11 protein-coding genes and 1 tRNA gene are annotated in these 17,805 nt (G+C 70.2%); 3 read left to right on the forward strand and 9 right to left on the reverse strand.

Translation table 11 applies throughout. The annotated features are described in order from the left end of the window. Nucleotides 1-171: 171 nt before the first annotated feature. The 6 genes from ACZ6QQ_RS15505 to ACZ6QQ_RS15530 form a co-directional block, all read right to left on the reverse strand. Nucleotides 172-2,694 (reverse strand): transglutaminase TgpA family protein, encoded by a 2,523-nt coding sequence (locus tag ACZ6QQ_RS15505; RefSeq protein WP_465876875.1) that lies wholly within the window; start codon nucleotides 2,692-2,694, stop codon nucleotides 172-174. Beyond that, complete coding sequence (locus ACZ6QQ_RS15510) at nucleotides 2,670-3,851, reverse strand: DUF58 domain-containing protein (protein ID WP_465876876.1); 1,182 nt, start codon at nucleotides 3,849-3,851, stop codon at nucleotides 2,670-2,672. The genes ACZ6QQ_RS15505 and ACZ6QQ_RS15510 overlap by 25 nt, the downstream gene beginning before the upstream one ends. 12 nt (nucleotides 3,852-3,863) lie before the next feature. Then, nucleotides 3,864-4,859, reverse strand: coding sequence for an AAA family ATPase (locus ACZ6QQ_RS15515; protein ID WP_465877146.1), 996 nt, complete (start codon nucleotides 4,857-4,859; stop codon nucleotides 3,864-3,866). A 107-nt stretch (nucleotides 4,860-4,966) separates the two neighbouring features. Further along, nucleotides 4,967-7,531: a fibronectin type III domain-containing protein gene (locus ACZ6QQ_RS15520; protein WP_465877147.1), complete on the reverse strand. Its 2,565-nt coding sequence runs from the start codon at nucleotides 7,529-7,531 to the stop codon at nucleotides 4,967-4,969. A gap of 244 nt (nucleotides 7,532-7,775) precedes the next feature. Further along, entirely contained in the window at nucleotides 7,776-9,413 is a 1,638-nt protein-coding gene (locus tag ACZ6QQ_RS15525; protein ID WP_465876878.1) for a fibronectin type III domain-containing protein, read from the reverse strand. A gap of 119 nt (nucleotides 9,414-9,532) precedes the next feature. Beyond that, complete coding sequence (locus ACZ6QQ_RS15530) at nucleotides 9,533-9,934, reverse strand: RidA family protein (protein ID WP_465876879.1); 402 nt, start codon at nucleotides 9,932-9,934, stop codon at nucleotides 9,533-9,535. Between the two features lie 196 nt (nucleotides 9,935-10,130). On the opposite strand from ACZ6QQ_RS15530, the gene ACZ6QQ_RS15535 reads away from it, so the two are divergent. The 3 genes from ACZ6QQ_RS15535 to ACZ6QQ_RS15545 all read left to right on the forward strand — a co-directional run bounded on the left by ACZ6QQ_RS15535 (nucleotide 10,131) and on the right by ACZ6QQ_RS15545 (nucleotide 11,807). Further along, a tRNA-Leu gene (locus ACZ6QQ_RS15535) sits at nucleotides 10,131-10,214 on the forward strand. 133 nt (nucleotides 10,215-10,347) lie between these two features. Further along, nucleotides 10,348-10,821, forward strand: coding sequence for a hypothetical protein (locus tag ACZ6QQ_RS15540; protein ID WP_465876880.1), 474 nt, complete (start codon nucleotides 10,348-10,350; stop codon nucleotides 10,819-10,821). Beyond that, nucleotides 10,818-11,807 carry a tyrosine-type recombinase/integrase gene (locus tag ACZ6QQ_RS15545; protein WP_465876881.1) on the forward strand — a complete coding sequence of 330 codons (990 nt, stop codon included), beginning with the start codon at nucleotides 10,818-10,820 and terminating at the stop codon, nucleotides 11,805-11,807. Before ACZ6QQ_RS15540 ends, ACZ6QQ_RS15545 begins: the two co-directional genes overlap by 4 nt. Here the strand turns inward: ACZ6QQ_RS15545 and ACZ6QQ_RS15550 are convergent. The 3 genes from ACZ6QQ_RS15550 to ACZ6QQ_RS15560 all read right to left on the reverse strand — a co-directional run bounded on the left by ACZ6QQ_RS15550 (nucleotide 11,704) and on the right by ACZ6QQ_RS15560 (nucleotide 17,608). After that, nucleotides 11,704-12,219 carry an integrase core domain-containing protein gene (locus tag ACZ6QQ_RS15550; protein WP_465877149.1) on the reverse strand — a complete coding sequence of 172 codons (516 nt, stop codon included), beginning with the start codon at nucleotides 12,217-12,219 and terminating at the stop codon, nucleotides 11,704-11,706. The two genes, ACZ6QQ_RS15545 and ACZ6QQ_RS15550, sit on opposite strands and share 104 nt — an antisense overlap. 827 nt (nucleotides 12,220-13,046) lie before the next feature. Continuing rightward, a complete protein-coding gene (locus ACZ6QQ_RS15555) occupies nucleotides 13,047-17,306 on the reverse strand; it encodes an nSTAND1 domain-containing NTPase (protein ID WP_465876882.1) in 4,260 nt (1,419 codons plus the stop codon). After that, complete coding sequence (locus ACZ6QQ_RS15560) at nucleotides 17,303-17,608, reverse strand: CU044_2847 family protein (protein WP_465876884.1); 306 nt, start codon at nucleotides 17,606-17,608, stop codon at nucleotides 17,303-17,305. The genes ACZ6QQ_RS15555 and ACZ6QQ_RS15560 overlap by 4 nt, the downstream gene beginning before the upstream one ends. Nucleotides 17,609-17,805: the final 197 nt, after the last annotated feature.

The following is a 17,805-nucleotide window of genomic DNA, read 5'->3' on the forward strand; positions in this document are numbered from 1 at the left end:
CGCCGTCTCCGGAGCGGCCCACGGCCGCGACCCCGGCCGAGCGGTACACCGCGGCGCAGGTCACGGCGGCCGTCGACGGATGCTGACCAGCCTGCGAGCTCACGAGCCGACGGGCCGGATGCCGACGAACTGATGAGCCGGCTCGTTCTGGTGGCGGGGTGACCGTGCCGGTCAGCGGCGCCAGCGCAGCGGGCCGGGGTGCACCGACCAGAGCACCCGGCGCCACCAGGGCCGTACCGCCCGCAGCGCCGTGGTGTAACCGACCGCGAGGCTGCCCGCGTGTCGGGCCTGCTCGTCGCTGGCCGTGCCGGGCGCGAACGTCGCCACGTTGACCAGCGTCGCCAGTTCGTCGATCGGCGGCACCACCGGCGGTGCGGTCCCGGACGGCTCCGGTGCCGGCGGCGGGCTGGTCCGTGGTCCCGGCGACGGTCGTCTCCTCGGTGACGCCCCGGAGCCGGTCGCGGCCGGCACCGACGCCGGGGCCCCGGCGATCTCGGCCGCGTACGCCGCCACCTCGGTCGCGTCCAGGTGGGCGGCGACCGGGTGACCGGCCAGCCGCAGCGCGTCGGTCACCTCCCGCCACGCCCCGGCGATCCGGTCCGCCGGGCTGCCCTCGTCCAACCGGCGCCGCCGCAGCCCCCGTCGCATGATCGTTACCGCCAGCACGAAACCGGCCAGCACCAGCAGCAACGCACCCGACCCGCCACCGGCCAGCACCGGCAACGTGGGACCGGAGCCGTCGGCCGGCGCGGCAACCGGACCGGCACTGGCCTGCGGGGTCGGTGTGGCGTCCGGCGCCGGTTCGTCCTGCACCGGCGGCGGATCCTGCGGCTTCGGGGTGAAGTCCTCCTCGACCGGTCGTGGCTCGGTGTCCGGGCGGGGCAGCGGATCGAACGCCACCCAGCCGAGTTCGTCGAAGAGCACCTCCGGCCAGGCGTACGCGTCCCGGCCGGTGACCGGGCCCTGCCCGGACGCCGAGTGGAAACCGACCACCACCCGGGTCGGCAGCCCCATCAGCCGGCCGAGGACCGCGAACGTGGCCGCGAACTGCTCCGACGTGCCACGCTGGCCGCCGCCGTTACGGGGACCGAACAGGAAGAAGTTCAGGTTCGGGTACGCGTGCCCGCTCGGCGCGTCGGCGACCAGGCGGTAGTGCTCGGCCAGGAACTCCTCGACCGCCACCGCCCGCGAGTACGGGGCACCGTTGTCGGTGGCCAACTGGTCGGCGAGCCGCCGGATCGGATCGGGCACCCCGTCGGCGACCCGCAGTACCCGGACCACCTGCTCACCGGCGGGTACGTTCGCCGAGGGCAGCAGGTTCGGGTCGGGTTCCTCCCGAACGGAGGTGACCGCGTACCGCAGCCCCGGAGTCAGCCCCTCCGGCCGGATCAGCGTCCCGCTGCCCTGGTCGTACGCGACCCGCGCCCCGGCGACCTCCCGTGGCGTCGGCACCGCCGGCAGCAGCCGCCCGGCCAGCTCACCGATCGTGATCTCCTGCTGGATCCGGTCCACGGTCACGTTCGGCGGCGGCGCCACGGCGGGCAGGATCCGACCGGCGTTGCGGTAGGTGGCGCCGACCCGCCAGGTGACCCCGTCGTAGTCGCTGAGCACCGCGAGCCGGACCCGTACGCCACCGGCGCGGGGCGAGGTCGTGGCCGGCCCCGGATCACCGACCCGGCCGCCGGTTTCCCCGTCCTCGCCGTCGGGCTGCTCGGCCCCGTCCGGTGGGGTGCCACCGTCCCCGACCGGCGGGGCGTCGTCGCCGGCCGGTGCCGGTGCACCCGTGGTGCGCAGGTCGAGCAGCTTCTGGTCGGGGTCGAGCGCCCAACCGGAGATCCGGATCAGCGGGTTCTCGTCCAGGCTGTCCACCCGGGGCGGTTGCACGTACCGGCGCGGGTCGACCGGGGTGCCGCCGACCCGGCCGGCGACCACCGGTGCCAGCAGGGCGGCGAGGCCGACGACCAGGACCACCCCGGCGGCGGTGCCGGCGAGCATCCGGGCCCGGATCGCGGCCCGTACCGCCGGGGCGACCGTCGCCTCGCCGTCGGCCGGTCCGGCGCTCGTCGACGGTGTGGCGTTCGGCGACGGTACGGCGCTTGTTGACGGTACGGCCAGCCCGATCGCGGCGGCGGCGGCGAACACCACCGTCCACCAGATCGCCGGCTCGGCGTTCGGACCGACCACGTACAGGGCCCCGGCGTAGAGCAGCACCGGTGCGGCGTACCCGAGCAGCACCCGGCCGGCGCGGACCGCGACCTCGGCCCCGGCGAGTCCGGCCAGCCAGGTCGCCACCAGCGGCACGATCACGGTGTCCGGCACCGGCTCGACCGGGATCATCGCGGTGAGCAGCCGGGGAATGCCGTTGCGGCCGGCTTCGGCGACCAGCTCGGCGAAGCCACCGGGCAGTTCGGCGCGCTGCGCCGCCAACCGCAACGCGAACGCGGTGTAGCCCGCCATGGCCAGCACCGACACCGGTGCGACCAGCCAGGACGGCAGCCGCCGGGCGGCGACGCTGACACCGACCGAACCGACCGCCGCGCCGAGCAGCAGCTGGCTCAGCAGCCCGCCGGCGTAGACCCGACCGAGAACCGCCCCGGCCAGACCGATCATGGTGATCAGGGCCAGCGGCACCGGGATCGCCCGCAGCAGCGGGGCGACCCGCAGACGGCTCACCACCGGCGTACCCCGTCCCACTCGGCGGCGAACTCGACCCCGTCGGCCACGTCGAGCACCCGTACCCCGGCCGGCTCGGCCGGCGTCCGCGCCGGGTCGCCGAAGACCCCGGCCAGGACCGACGGGTACGCCGCCCGCAGCGTCCCGAGCTGCCCCAGGTCGTCGCGGCCACCCGGCCCGGTGAGGAAGATCAGGGTGTCGCCGAGTCGCTGCTGCCGCAGCCGGTTGAGTACGGCCCGCAGCGGTTCACCGCCCCCGTCGACGCCGTCGGGCGCCTCGGTCGCGATCCGGGGCGTCGTACGCAGTTCGGCGGCGGCGAGCCGGTCCAGGAAGTCGTCACCCGTCCCCGGATCGGCGACCAGGACCAGGGTCACCGGCAGCTCGTCGCGGCGGGCGGCGGCCACCACCGAGGCGGCCGCCTCACAGGCCGACTCGAAGCTCTCCGCCACCCCGCCGACCACCACCGGATGGGCGGCGGCCCGGTCGTCGAGCAGCACCACCAACTGCGGCAGGCTGGTGTCGAGGCTCTCCCGGACCATCAGCTCACCGATCCGGGCACTGGTCCGCCAGTGCACCCGGCGCAACTCGTCGCCGACCACGTACTCCCGCAGCGAGTCGAAGGTGATCGAGCCGTGCGGCACCCGGTCCACCCGGCCGTCCATGCTCCGCGCCACGCCGGCCGGCACGGCCGTCAGCGGATGGATCCTCGGATGCACCCACACCCGGGCCACCTCGCCGTGTGCGCGGGCCACCACCACCAGCCCGAGCGCGTCCCGACCGGTGACCCGCAACGGGCCGACCGGCACCACGCCCCGGCGGCGGGTCGGCACCGGGTAGCTGACCGTGGTGTCCCGGCCTGGACGCAGCCGCAGCAGGGGCACCGGCACCGGCCGGTTGCCGCACCGGTCCTCGGCGATCAGGTTCGCCGACCGGAGCCGGGCACCGTTGCGTACGGTCAGCGTCATCGTCGCCGGCTCACCGCGACCGACCCGGTCCGGATCGGCGTGCCGGTCCACGTCGAGCCGCGGACGCCAGGCGGCGGCAGCGACCGCGCAGCCGACCGCGATCGCCGCGGCGGTGCCGAGCAGGGTCAGCTCGGGATACCCGAACCGGAATCCGAGCAGCAGCAGGAGGCAGGCACCGACGAGCAGGCCGATGCCCCGGGAAGTGATCGTCATGGGCGGGCCGGATCAGGCTCCGGTCCGGGTGAGCTGACCGGAGGGGAGCGGCACCGGCACCGACGCCACCGCCTGACGCAGCACGTCGGCGGCGGTCACCCCACGCACCTGGGCGTCGGGGGAGAGCAGGATCCGGTGCGCGAAGACCGGTTCGACCAGCGCCTTCAGGTCCTCCGGCTGGATCCACGCCCGCCCGTCGATCAGCGCGTACGCGCACGCCGCCCGGGTCAACGCGATCACCCCGCGCGGGCTCACCCCGACCCGCACCTGCGCGTGGCTGCGGGTCGCGGCGGCCAACCGGACCGCGTACGCGTAGAGCGGATCGGCGATGTGCACCCGCTGGGCCATCCGCACCATCTCGCCGACGGTGGCGGTGTCGGTCACCGGTTCCAGCGCCTCCGGTGAACGGACCGTCGCCCCGCGCAGCACCTCGATCTCGACCGCCTCGTCCGGGTAACCGATGGTCAACTTCACCAGGAACCGGTCGAGCTGCGCCTCCGGCAACCGGTAGGTGCCGTCCATCTCGACCGGGTTCTGCGTCGCGACGACGAGGAACGGTTGGGGGACCGGGTGCCGTACGCCGTCGACGGTCACGGTCCGTTCCTCCATCACCTCCAGCAGCGCCGACTGGGTCTTCGGCGACGCCCGGTTGATCTCGTCGGCGATGACGATGTTGGCGAACACCGGCCCCGGATGGAACTCGAAGCCACGGGTCGCCTGGTTGAAGATCGTCACCCCGGAGACGTCCGAGGGGAGCAGGTCCGGGGTGAACTGGATCCGCCGCCACTGCCCGCGTACGGTCGCCGCGATCGCCCGCGCCAGGGTCGTCTTACCGACCCCCGGTACGTCCTCCAGCAGCACGTGACCCTGCGCGAAGAGCGCGGTCAGCGCCAACCGGACCACCTCCGGCTTGCCGAGCACCACCGAACTGACGGCGTCGGCGAGCCGGGCGGCCAGCGCGGCGAAGCCCTGCACGTGCTGCGGGCTGAGCGGCTCGTGGCTGTTCATCGGCGGACGGTGCTCCTCGCGCGGTCGGTCCGGTTCGGTGACGGTCGGTTCCTCGGTGACGGTCGGTTCCTCGGCAGCGGTCGGGTCGTCGGCGGCCCGCTCGCCGTTCAGCAGTTCGGCAGGACGTTGATGTTGTCGCCGCCCTCCAGGTTCAACCACGCCCACGGAATGTAGTTGCGCCCCTCGAAATTCACCTGCACCCACCAGGTGCTGCGCTTCTGGTTGTTGTAGATGTACGAGTCGACGTCATCACCCTGCACCTTGCAGTACGCCTGCAACCGGGTGCCGGGCTTGGCCCAGCCGGCCTGCCGGGCGTTGTCCTGCTCGGGCACCCGGAAGATCTCGTTACCGTTGCGCCCGTCGCGCTCCCGGTCGCAGTAGGTGGCGGTGTCGCCGTTCTCGCCGTTGTTGCAGGTCGCGATCCCGAACAGGTCGTTGGTCCGCTGGGCACCGGCGCCCTCGCCGGGGCCGGCGGCGTTGTTCGCGATGACCTTGAAGGTGTAGTTCGTGCCGGGGGTCAGCCCGGTGGCCCGGATGCTGGAACAGGCGCCGTTGACCGCCGGTCGCCCGGCCGGCGTCACCGAACAGGTGGCCTGCCCACCACCGGCGTCCACGGTGAAGTTGACCGTGATCGAGGTGGCGTCGGCGGTGCTGCCGGTGACCGTCACCCGAGGCGGCGCCACCGTACGCGCCGTGTCCGACGCCTCCGCACCGGCACCGGCCTCGTTGACCGCGTGCACCCGCACCGTGATCGTCTGGCTGTCGCCGAGCCCGGTCAGCTTCACCCGGGGCTCGGTCACCTCGACGGTCTTGCCGCCGGCCGTCACCACGTACTTCGTCACCGCCCGGCCGTTGTCGCGGGCGTCGGCCCAGACCACCGAGATCGCCCCGGCCTCACCGGCCACCGTGGTCGCGGCGAGATTCGTCGGCGCGTCCGGCTTGGCGAACGGCACCACCGAGTTGCTCACCGGCGACGGGGTCGATCCCGCGCCCTTCTCGTTGACCGCGACGACCTGGAACGCGTACTGGTTGCCGTAGTCGAGTTCACCGGCCGGAATGACGAGTTCGGTCTTGGTCGACTCACCGGCCAGGGAGGTGGCACCGGCCGAGATCGCGGTCACCGCGTACCGGCTGATCTTGTAGCCCTGGCCGTTCGCCGCCGGCCACTTCACCAGCACCGTGCCGTCCGGGCGCTCCTGCGCGGTCACGCTCGCTGGCGGATCCGGCACCTCGGACGTCGGCACCACCGCGTTGCTCGTCTTCGCCGGCCCGGTGCCCTTCGCGTTCACCGCCCGGACCGAGAACCGGTACGACTCCCCGTTGGTCAGCCCGGTGAACTCCAACGAGCGCTGGTTCGCACCGACCTCGACCTCCTTGCCGGCACCCTCCACCACGTACCGGGTGATCGCCGACCCGTTCGCCGGTGCCGCCCGCCAGGTGACCCGCGCCTGCGAGTTACCGGCCGACGCGGTCACGTTCCTCGGCGCACCCGGCTTGCCGACCAGCGGCTTCTGCGGCGGCGCCGGCGGCGGGGCGACCGGCGGCGGATCCCCACCGAGAATGTCGTTGGCATACTTGTTCACCGGCCGGGCGGAGTTCTTGTCGTCGACCACCTGCGCGTTCGCCGAGTTCGGTGCGTTGATGAACAGGTGGTTCTCCCGCACCTCCAACTCCAGCGGCCCGTTCGCCCCGGCAATCTCGATCTTGTCAACCTGCTTGCCGGCCGCGTCGAACGAGTAGACCGTCCCGGTCTGCTCGTCGGCACAGTAGAACCGGTCCGCCCAGGCGACCGCCGGACTCAACGGACCCGCACCCGGCACCGCGAACCGCTGCTGCACCGCGCCGTCACCGACCACGTAGACGTTACGGTCGTCCGGCACCGTCACCGCCACCTGCGACCCGGTGGAACGCACCGGCAGGACGGCGGGCCCGCTCACGTCCAGCTTGACCGTACGCGGCTGCTCCTCGCCCCGGACCGTGGTCAGCATGCCGGCCGTCCGGTCCAGCACCGCCACCCCGTCGTCCAGGGTGGAGAGGGCCAGGTCGTGACTTGGTTCGGCGACCGTCAGGCTGCGTACCTCCTTCGGGCTCAACCCACCGGCCGGCGAGGCGGCGGCCGACGGCAGCGCCGCCGGGGTGATCGCCGACACCGTGCCCTCGCTCGGCACCCCGATCCAGAGCCGGCCCTTGCCGTCGAACGCACCACCGGTGATCCCCGGCAGGAACCGCACCGGCTCGCCGATCGGCGCCAGCGAACGCGGGTCGAGTTGGCGCACGACGCCCTGGACCGCGTCGACCACGAACGCCGAGTCCTCGTGCAGCGCGACGTTGACCCCGAGCCCGGAGGTCGTCTGCGTACGGGCGACCACCTGGAGCGTGGCAAGGTCGAGGGAGCTGATCTGGCCGGTGGTGAGATCACGCAGCACCAGCATCTTGTCCGTCTGGGCCACCTGCATCGGATGACTGCGCCCCTGCGGCAACTGCATCCGGGTGTCCACCCGCGCGGTGATCCCGTTGACCCGGGCCAACTCGCTGCGCGCCGTGCTCCACAACCAGGAACTGGCATCGAAGCTGGCAACCGCGTTGTCGGCCGCGCCGAGCCCGAGCACGGTCAACCCCATCGCCGCGACCAACGCGCCCACCGTGCCGATCGTGACCAGGCCGCCCCGCATCCTCCGGGACCGCCGCGCCGGGCCGGTCGTCGTCGACGGGTCGCTGCCGCCGGGGTCGTTGGTGCTCGTGGTGCCGTTGTCTGTGGTGACCACAGCCGGCCGCCTCTCACCTGATCGCGGCCGGATCCGACCGCGCGCCTCCCAGAAACCGGGTGCCATCATATGGCCTGGTCAATCCGGGTGGGAACCCGCCGGGTGCGGCTGTGGACACAGCCGGTGCCGACAATGGACCCTACCGCCGCGTCTATCCCCGGTCGGTACAGACCTGCTCGGCCGTTGCGACCACCTCGGTCGAGTAGACGGCGACCACGGTGAAGCAGTAGTCGACCTTGGCGCTCAACCCGTTCACCGTGTGGCTGGTAGCACCCGGATCGACGGTCGCCATCGGACCCAGCGGCTGGCCCCGACGGCCACCGGCCACGATGAAGGACACCGTACCGGCGCTCGGATCGGTCCAGGTGATCGTGATCGCCGTACCGTTGTCCCGGAGGGCAAGCTGGCTCGGCGGAACCCCACCGGCACCCGGCCCCGCCTCCGTCCCCACACTCGGCCCGGTGTCCGGCCCGGTCGGCGAGGCCGGCTGGTCGAGCAGCGTGACGACCACCACCACGATGGCCGCCAGCACCGCCGCCGCGGCCGCGATCCCGGCCGCGATCACCGCACCGTGACCCCGGCCCGGCGGGGCGGCTGCCGGCACCACCGGGGCCGGCGTCGTGATCACCTGGTACGGCCCCACCGCCGCAGCCTGCCCCGACGGGTACGCCGGATGGCTCGACGGGTACGCCGCCTGCGCCGACGGATATGTGACCTGGTCCGACGGGTACGCCGGCGGGCCCGGCGGGTGGGCCGCGTGGCCCGGCGGGTGGGTCGGCTCGGAGGTTCCCTGTCCCGGCCACGCCCGCGGTGCCGGTGGTGTCGGAGCCTCGTGTGGCGCCGTCACCGAAGGGTGAGGTGCGGCTTGCGTCGGCCCCGGTGGGATCGGCCCCGGTGGGGTTGGCGCGGCCGGACCCGGCGAGGTGGGGGCCTGAGCCGGGTTGAACCGGGGCGTGGCCGGCGGCGGTGCCTCCGGGCTTGGGCTGAAGCTCGGGCTCGGGCTCGGGGTGAACCGGGGCGCGGCGGGTGGCGGTGCGTCCGGAGCGGTCGTCGGAGTGAACCGGGGGGCGATCGATGGTGCCGCGTCCGGGGCCGTGGTGGAGGTGAACCCGGCCGTGACGGGGGGCGGTACGGCCCGGTTCGGCGGGGGCGCGACCGAGGTGTCCGGTCCGGCAATCCCGTCGGTCGGCGGCGGCGGCAACCCGTCGGTCCGCTGCTTCGGGCCTACCGGAGCGCTCGGCACGGTGGCTCCGGCGGTGCCGTCGAGCGCAGCGGCGGTGAACGACGGCGGGATCCTCGGGACGGTCAGCGGAAACGCGGGGGCGGTTGGCTCCGGGATCGTCCCGACACCACCCGCCGAGGGCGAGCCGTCGAGGTACTCGCGCGCTGCCCGTACCGTCCAGTGGTCGGCGCCGAGCGCCGCAGGCCCGGCGGTGGCCACCCTGGTGAAGTTGCGGCGAGCCTCGTGCCGGTTGCCCAGTTCCTCGGCGACCGTGCCGAGGTCGAACGAGATCGCCAACAGCAGCGGATCGCCCTCACCCCAGCGACGCAGACCGGCGGCGAGCGCCTCCTCCAGCACCCGCCGCGCACCGGCCGGATCATCCGCCTGTACGTGCAGCCGGGCCAGCAGATGCCCGGTGGCCAGCACCTCCCGGTCGTCCTCCCCGTACGCCGGCCGGCCCGCCTCGATAGCCTGGGTGAGCAGTCGGCGGGCGGCAGGGGAGTCACCGGCGTCGGAGAGCGCCTGGGCGTTGCGTCGGACGGCGGGTAGGGGCGGCGGCTGGGACACGTCGCCATCGTGCCCGTCGCACCGGCCGGCCCGCCACCCGGCCGCACCGGTTCCGTCGTGATCCGGTCGACCAGTGACGTTCCGCGTGTCGGATTCTGGACAGCGGGCGGGTGCTGGCGCTAGGCCAGGGCGGCGGTGACGTCGAGTTCCACCAGTTGCCCCGGGAAACCCAGCTGCGCCACTCCGAGCAGGGTGCTGGCACTGGTGAACGCGGCGGCGAGCGGCGATTCGCGCAGGCGCGACCAGACCGTGGCCAACACCGTACGGTCGTCACTGACCACGTAGATCACCGTCCGGACGACCTCCTCGGGTGCGGCGCCGATCGCGGCCAACGCGGTCAGGGTGTTCGCGACCACCTGGTCGACCTGGGTGCCGACGTCGCCCGGACCCACCAGCGAACCGCCGGGGTCCAGAGGACACTGCCCAGCGAGATAGGCGGTACGTCCGGCGGCCACCACCGTCACGTGGTGATACCCCGGAGTCGGGTGCATCCCATCCGGGTTCGTACGCGTGATCGTCATCGCGTCATCGTGCCGCGCGGGTGCCCAAGGACACCATCGAGATTTCGCGTGAACGGACATATGCCCAGGTCAGGATGGTGAGTGGTGGGCGTTGTGCATGATCGACGCCTGGCGTGTACAGTAATCCACCGTGCGGCCCGCCGGGCAGCCAACGAGCGTGAAACTGCTCTGAGGTCAACGGTGGAAAGGCATGTAAGTCCGGGTGGCGGAATGGCAGACGCGCTAGCTTGAGGTGCTAGTGCCCGTATAGGGCGTGGGGGTTCAAGTCCCCCCTCGGACACAAAACTGTGGCATCTGTGCAACATCAGCATCCTGCTACTTGAACACGTCTCAGGACGTTGCGGTTCAGGACGTTGCGGTAGCTTCCGACGACCGGTGTCAGCGGGTCATCGACCGCGTCAGAGGTGGTCGTCGTGACCAGCCTTGTGGCACCGCTCATCCCGCCGAAGGTCCGGAAGGCTCGCGCGGGGCGGCCGGGCCAGTCTCTTCCCGCCGTCGGCTACCGGCATGTCTCCGTGCCTCGGCTGATGGCCCCTCGCGGGCGCTCGTCCATCTACGGGTTTGCCGCGATCGATGATCGTGGGCGGGTCGCCTCGCGGCTCGTCTTCGGTTCGCTGGGCTGGGTGCCCGGGACTTCGGTGACATGCCGGGAGCGCGGCGGTCTTGTGGTGGTGTCCGCCGACCGAGGTGGTCCGGTCCGGCTGTCGCCGAAGGGTCATCTTCGGGTGCCCGCGCCTGTTCGCCGTTGGTGCGGGCTGGAGGCTGGCAGCCGCGTCCTGCTCGTCGCCGACCCGCACGCGGGGCGATTGGTTGTCCATCCGCCGGCGGCGCTCGACGCAATGATCACCCGGCATCACGCCGACGTGTTCGGCGGTGATGCCGCATGAGCGTTGATGTTGGGGCTTCGGGGCGACCCGAGGTTGACGCTGCGCTGGTCTTGCTCGCCAAGCTCGGGGTTACTCCCGCCGATCTGCTGGCGGGAGCGCAGGCGAACCGGCCCCTGGTACCGACGTTCGCGGAGTTCGTCCCCAAGGTCGCCGCCGCGGTCATGCCAGGAACGCTGAAGGCGTACGGGACCTACTGGAATCGGGTCGTTGACGAGTGGGGTTCCCGGCGGTTGAACGAACCCGGTCCGCTGGAGATCGAAAGCTTGGGCAAGCGGATCCGGGCTAATCGTGTCATCCGTCGCAACGGTCGCGGGGGGAGCGGTGCCGAGGAGAACTACGTCGCGGCGATGCGGTGTCTCTACAAGCGGGCGGTCGACAACGGGCTCGTCAGTGAGGCCGACAACCCGGCCGCTCGGGTGGCCAAGCCACGGCGGCAGGCCAGTAACCGGCACGCGTTGGCGGACAAGCGACTGACCGAGATCACCGAGATCGCCGCTACCACCGGCAACGATCCCACGCTGGACTCGCTGCTGTTGCGTTTTCATACCGAGACCGCCTGCCGGCGCGGGGGAGCGCTCAGCCTCCGACGTTGTGACCTTGACGAAAGGCAGTGCCTTGTCCGTCTCCGGGAGAAGGGTGGGACTGAGCGCTGGCAGCCGGTGTCGCCCACGCTGATGCGGCACCTGCTCGCGCACTGGGGCGAACGCGGCGACGGCGATCCCACGGGCAAGCTCTTCTGGTTCCGCCATCGTCGTCCTGTCACGTACCGGCGCTACGACCACCTCTGGACCCGGATCGGCGAGCACCTGCCCTGGGTCGCCACGCAAGGTATCAGCGTGCACTGGTTACGGCACACCGTCATCACGTGGGTCGAGCGCACGTTCAGCTATGCGACCGCACGGGCGTTCGCTGGTCACCGCGAGTCCAGTGGTGACGTCGGAAGCACTGCCTGTGCAGGATTCGTTGGCGTCGGATCGGGGCGTTGATCGGGATAACCACGGCTGGGTCGTGGTTCGGTGGATGTTGAGCGAGGCTCTGATGTGGTCGGTGTCCGTTGAAGTGAGCGGCGTACTCGTCGAGCACGGTGCGGGTGTGGCGCTCGTTGTAGAGCAGGATCCGGTCGGTGCACTCCCGTCGAACGCTGCGGATGAACCGTTCGGCGTAGCAGTTCGCCCGAGGTGTCCGTGGCGGAGTTTTGACCACATCGATGCCCTCGGCGGCGAAGACCGCGTCGAAGGGCCGGGTGAACTTCGCGTCGCGGTCGCGGATCAGGAACCGGAACGACGCGATCCGTTCGTCGAGGTCCATGACCAGGTTGCGGGCTTGCTGGGTGGTCCAGGCCGCGGTCGGATGCGCGGTGACGCCGAGGATGTGCACCCTGCGGGTGGCGACCTCCATCACGAAAAGGACGTACAACCGCCGCAGCGTCACGGTGTCCACATGAAAGAGGTCCGTTGCGAGTAGCCCGGACGCCTGGGCGCGCAGAAAGGTCCGCCAGGAGGTGTCGACGCCGCGTGGGGCCGGTCCGATCCTGGTACGAGCGAGGATCCGGCGGATCGTGCCGGCACCAACGTGGTGCCCGACCCCGACGAGTTCGCCCTGGATCCGGCGATGCCCCCAGCCAGGATTTCCCGAGCCATGCGCACGATCAGATCCCTAACATCGTCGCTGATCGGGGGACGGCCCGCCCGGCTCGGATACGTCCATTGCCGCCGGACCAGGCGACGATGCCAGGCCAGCAGGGTCGCCGGGGTCACGATCCGGTGCTTCCGCAGCACGCGGGGCAGTAGCCGCGTCAGTGCGGACAGCACCGCTCGATCCGGCCACGACGGTCGTGCCCGACCGACCTGACGGCGCAGCACGGCGACTTCATGCCGTAGCACGAGCAACTCCGCGGTCTTGGTCGCGTCGCTTCTGGTGAGCAGCGCAAGCCAGCCGAACACCCGAACCATGATCAGATATAGCATCCGGACCATCATCAAGCGATCATGCAGCGGCCAGACGATGCCACAGCTCACAGCCGGTGCGTCTAGTTTTGGCACGGCACAGGGGTGGGGCCTCCGGGGCCTACGTGCCGCCAGCTGGATCCATCTCACGTGGACCTACCAACAAACCACTGGTAAAGGTATGTTTATCGATCTGTTACCAAGGGTGGACTTCGCAGACACCGCAATACCTTTGCAGTTGGCCGATCTGCCCTGGCATGAATCGCCGAGGACCACAACTCAGCATCGTGGGGCCTGGTCCGGATCATTGCCGGTGGCTTTCCACGCCTCGGCAACCGTCTGCCTGCCACGGAAGGCGGAGCATGCGTCGGACACCGCCCGATCGGGATCGGGATCCACGATGCTTACTTGTGAATTCGCACCTGCCACGGCGATGAGTCCGGTACCGGACTGCACGGCAAGAGCGTTCGAGGAGCCGGATGTGCGCACCGCCGCCAGGAATCGGTGTGCCGAAACGTCCCACAGCCGCAGCGATACATCGTAGTCACTGACCGACGCAAGTGTGCCGCCGTTCGGTAGGAAAGCCAGTCCTCTGATCGAGCCGTTGTGCCCACTCAACGCAGCGCCGATCTGCTTTCGCGTAGCAACATCCCACAACCGTAGGTTCCGGTCGCTGCCACCGCTTGCCAACATCGTACCGTCTTTGTTGAACGCCACGGTGGTGGCAAGACCATGGTGGCCATCCACGGTGTGGATCAAATCACCGGTACGCGCCTCGCGGAGCTCGATCATCCCGTTACTCAATGGGACGGCGATCAAACTCCCATCCGGGGAAAAAGCCATCTCGCCACCCGGATAAGGGTCCTTTGACACGTCGTTGACTTCATAGGTTATCCGAACCGGCGACGCGTCGGAGTTAGTGAGGTCCCATCGCACCAACAGAAAACGGCTTGGGAATTCGGCCTCACCTGAAGACATCGTGTCCCGGGACGGGCCGCCGATCACAGCCAGGGCCTTTCCGTCCGGACTGTACCGGACGAAATAAGGTATTACATCGTCGCCGATACTTCCTGGGGTACCGTGCTGCCAGCTGGTGGTATTCCACAGACGCACTCTCCCGTCGGCACCTGCCGTCGCCAGTTCGCCGCTGTCCGGCCTGAAAGAAAGCGAGTTGATTACGCCTGGGTTCAATTCTCGGACAACGGACTGTTTGGTCATGTCCCACAGTGTGACGGCCTTGTCTCGGGTAAACGCCAGCAGAGGGCGATCCGGACTGAACGCCACGCGGGTGGGTGGGTGTGACTGGTCAATCACATTGGTCTGCGCCCGCCACAGAATCGCCGACCGGTCGAGGCTGCCGCTGAGCACGGAGTGCCCATCTTGGCTGAACCCGACTGACCCGACGCTTTCGGTGTGTCCGACAAAGGAACGGATGGCGGCACCGTCGGTGACCCGCCACCATTGCACGCTTTTGCTTCGGTTCAAACCGGCGATCACATGTCGCCCGTCCGGACTGAACTCCGCCTCCCTGATGAACTCGTCTCCGCCGGGCGGGCGCAGTACCGGCACACTCGCTGCCCGCCCGTTGCGTACGTCCCACAGCCGCACCGTCCCATCGGCACTGCCGCTGGCCAGCAGCCAGCTATTCATACTGAAATCAACGCTTGTCACGTACTTCTCGTGTCCCGCCAGAACCGCTACCTGACGTCCGGTGGCGGTCTGCCATATCCGGACGCTGTTATCCCCGCCACCCGCCGCGAGCAGCGAACCGTCCGGGCTGAACGCGACTCCGAACGCGCTGCCGCCCTTGTCGTAGGTACGCATCCGGCGTCCGGTTTCCACATCCCACAGCACGATGGTGGGCTCGTTCCGGGAAGCGGTCGCGATCCGGGTCCCGTCCTGGCTGAAAGCGACGCTCAGGGCGTCGCCGGGCAAGCTGTGAATCAGCTTGCGGGCGTGCACGTCCCACAGCCTCAGCCGTTTCTCGGCGGGTTCACTATTGCCATGGGCAGTGGCGAGGATAGCTCCGTCCGGGCTGAATTCGACGATCGGAAGCTCGCCATCTTTGCCAGTCAACGCGGCGAGCCGTTGATGACTCGTCGTGTCCCACAGCGTGACCGTACCGTCGGTGGTCGCTGTCGCGGCGAGCGTGCCGTCAGGACTGAGATCTGTATCGAACAGCCGGGCCTCAAGAGGGCCGAGCGTACCTCGGTAGGGAACGCTCTGTGCACTGAGGATAGCGCCGCGCGCCTCCTCAGTCGGCGCGGCCTGCCATGCTGCTACCGCCAGCAACAGCGACCGGCGCGGATCGGTGTCGCGTGCGGTCAATGACTCCGACGAGTACAGCCGGGACAGCGCGACGGCACGCTGCTGCTCTGCAAGGGACCGTTGATCGTCCGCGACCCGCTGCTGCCACACCGCCAGCCCGCCCGCAACCACGGCGACCACGAGCAGGACGGCCAGCGCCACCACCCCACGACGCAGTCGCTGGTTGTTGCGCCGGACGGCTTCCCGTGCGAACGCTTCCGCCGCCTCGCTTGCCGCGACGAACTCGCGTTCCACGTCCGAGAGGCCGGTCGCGCGGTCGTCGCGCTCGGCCAGCCAGGCCCGGATGTCGGCTAGCCGAGCGCCCCGATACAGGCTGCCGCTATCCCGATCCAGGTTCAGCCAGTCGTTCGTCGCATCAGTAAGCCTGCGGTGTACGACGAGACCAGCCCGGTCCTCGCTTAGCCAGATGGTCAACCGTGGCCAGGCACGCAACAGGGCTTCGTGGGCGATCTCAACGGTGCCCTCGTCAACGGCGACCAGCCGGGTGGCGACCAATCGGTTGAGTACCGTCACCGAGTCGTCGTCACCACCGGTCAGCTCCGGCTTCGGCACCCGGCGACGGGTGTCATCGACACCGTTACCGACTGCCACCAGTGCCAGCAACAACCGCCGCACGATCCGTTGATCCGGCTCGGACATCGAGGTGAACAGCTTCTCCGCCGCCTCGCTGATCGCGCCCCGTACGCCACCGGATTCCTGGTAACTGGCCAGGGCCATGGTGTTGCCTCGTCGCTTGTTCCAGGTGGCCTCCAACGCATACGCAAGCAACGGCAGGGTGCCCGGTTGATGGCCGGCGGCGCCGACGACGTCCTCGAGCACCCGATCGACCAAACCCCGCTCCACGTCGAGTCCGACGGCCGCTGCGGGCCCTTCCACCACGCTGCGCAGTTCGGAGGTTCTCATCGGCCCGACGAGAAACTGGTTGTCCTGCAGGATTCCGGCCAGGCCCGGTTCCTCCGCGCAGGAGGAGAAGAAGTCCGTACGCAGGCTGGCGAGCACGAGCGCGCTCGGGGTGGTGTCATCGTCGGCGACGCTGTCGGCCGCCGCACGCAGGGCCCCGATGAACGCGGCACGTTCGGCGGCGTCCTTGCACCGCGTGAAGATCTCCTCGAATTGATCGACGACCAGCACCACCGGCCCGGCAACGTCGAGTCCCTTCCTGGCCGCGTGCGCGAGTGCCGCCTGGCGGGCAAGCGCCGCGAACCTGACCGGGTCGGCCCGTACCTCGTCCACCGAGGTCCCGACGGAAGTGCCCGCCAATACCGCGAAATGGCTGACCAACTCGGTCAGCGGCCGCGAGCCGGGTGTCAGCCGAACCCGCGGCCAGTCCGCGGAACCGGGAACCGGGAGCTCACCGCGCGACAACGCGGGCACGAGACCGGCCCGCAATAAGGACGACTTACCCGAGCCGGACACGCCTACCACGAGCAACGGCAATCCACGATCCTTGGCCACCACCAGCCTGTCGACCAGTTTCGCGGTCAGCTCCTTGCGGCCGAAGAACCAGTCGGCCTGACCCGCAGTGAACGCCGACAAGCCGGGGTAGGGGCAGACACCCGGCGCGGGCGGCTCGACGTACTCGGCCTTTCCTCGCGCCCGCACCTCGACACGGACGTCGTGAAGTAGAGGCACCAGGTCTTCGGTCCGCGCGACCCACACCGTGTCCCTGCCCCAGTTGTCGGCGGTGTTGTACCGGGCCGACACGACACCCACCACTATGTTGTCGATGCCCAGCACCGGGGCACCCGACATCCCCCGCATCACATCGCTCGCCGTCAACCGACCCAGCCGCACCCCATCACGGGTCGTGCCGCCCGCCCACCGCCCGGGCGCATCCAGAAAGCGATACTCCTGATCATCCGGTAGGTACACCGAACCGGTGACCGCCACCTCGGCGCGAAGCTCGACGTCATCCGTGACCGCCACACCCGGCACGACCGCGGGAAGCCTGCTCTCCGCGCGTAACACACCGAGATCGTGCACCCGGTCGACGTTGATCACTGTCGCAGCGAAACTGTCTCCGCCGCCCAACGGATCCACCCGCACCAGCCCGCCGATATCGCCCGTGTCGGTGCCCGCGCTGACGTTCCGCAGCACATGCCACGCCGTGACGAAGACGCCAGGCGCCACTTGAAAACATGTGCCTTCGGGACGGCCTGCCGCATCGAGGATCCGGCCGAGAAACCCCGGAACCCGTTCGTCAGGCGTCATAGGGGTTGGTGCTCCGCCGCGGCGCGGTAGGTCAGCGCTACCTCCATGGTCGCCTCGCTCGACACGCCCGCGACGATCACGCTGCCCTTCGCCGAGAACTTCAAACCGAATTTGACCTCAACTTCGTCGGGTCGCAGCGACCGCTCTCCCAGCCGTGCGATGGTGTCCACGGTCGACGTCGCCACCGCGACAATCACATCCTGGGCGCGATCGAACGCGTCCGTCACGGCGTCGCGCACCGTCTCGCGGTGCCCGGTCTCCTCGGAACCGACCGGGTGGGCCACCTCGACCTGAAGCTCCACACCCGCCACGGTGACGGGAAGCAAAACCCAACGACCAGTCAACGACGCCTCCCCCAGACCAATCGGGGCGACTTCCGAACCCAATCGCCCCGGTGACGTACCGACTACCGACCGCACCATACCGGCAAGCGCCCTACGATCATCAATCCGCCATGCGTAGGAGGTGTTGGCCCCTCGCGGAGCTGGGGCCTGTCTCG

The sequence above is a fragment of the Micromonospora sp. NPDC049529 genome (genome assembly GCF_055586685.1).

Bases quoted from the DNA above. Each gene is read 5' to 3' on its own strand.
- ACZ6QQ_RS15555 (WP_465876882.1), bottom strand. From the start codon at position 17,306: ATGACGCCTGACGAACGGGTTCCGGGGTTTCTCGGCCGGATCCTCGAT.
- ACZ6QQ_RS15510 (WP_465876876.1), bottom strand. From the start codon at position 3,851: ATGACGATCACTTCCCGGGGCATCGGCCTGCTCGTCGGTGCCTGCCTC.
- ACZ6QQ_RS15515 (WP_465877146.1), bottom strand. From the start codon at position 4,859: ATGAACAGCCACGAGCCGCTCAGCCCGCAGCACGTGCAGGGCTTCGCC.
- ACZ6QQ_RS15545 (WP_465876881.1), top strand. From the start codon at position 10,818: ATGAGCGTTGATGTTGGGGCTTCGGGGCGACCCGAGGTTGACGCTGCG.
- ACZ6QQ_RS15520 (WP_465877147.1), bottom strand. From the start codon at position 7,531: ATGCGGGGCGGCCTGGTCACGATCGGCACGGTGGGCGCGTTGGTCGCG.
- ACZ6QQ_RS15530 (WP_465876879.1), bottom strand. From the start codon at position 9,934: ATGACGATCACGCGTACGAACCCGGATGGGATGCACCCGACTCCGGGG.
- ACZ6QQ_RS15550 (WP_465877149.1), bottom strand. From the start codon at position 12,219: ATGGAGGTCGCCACCCGCAGGGTGCACATCCTCGGCGTCACCGCGCAT.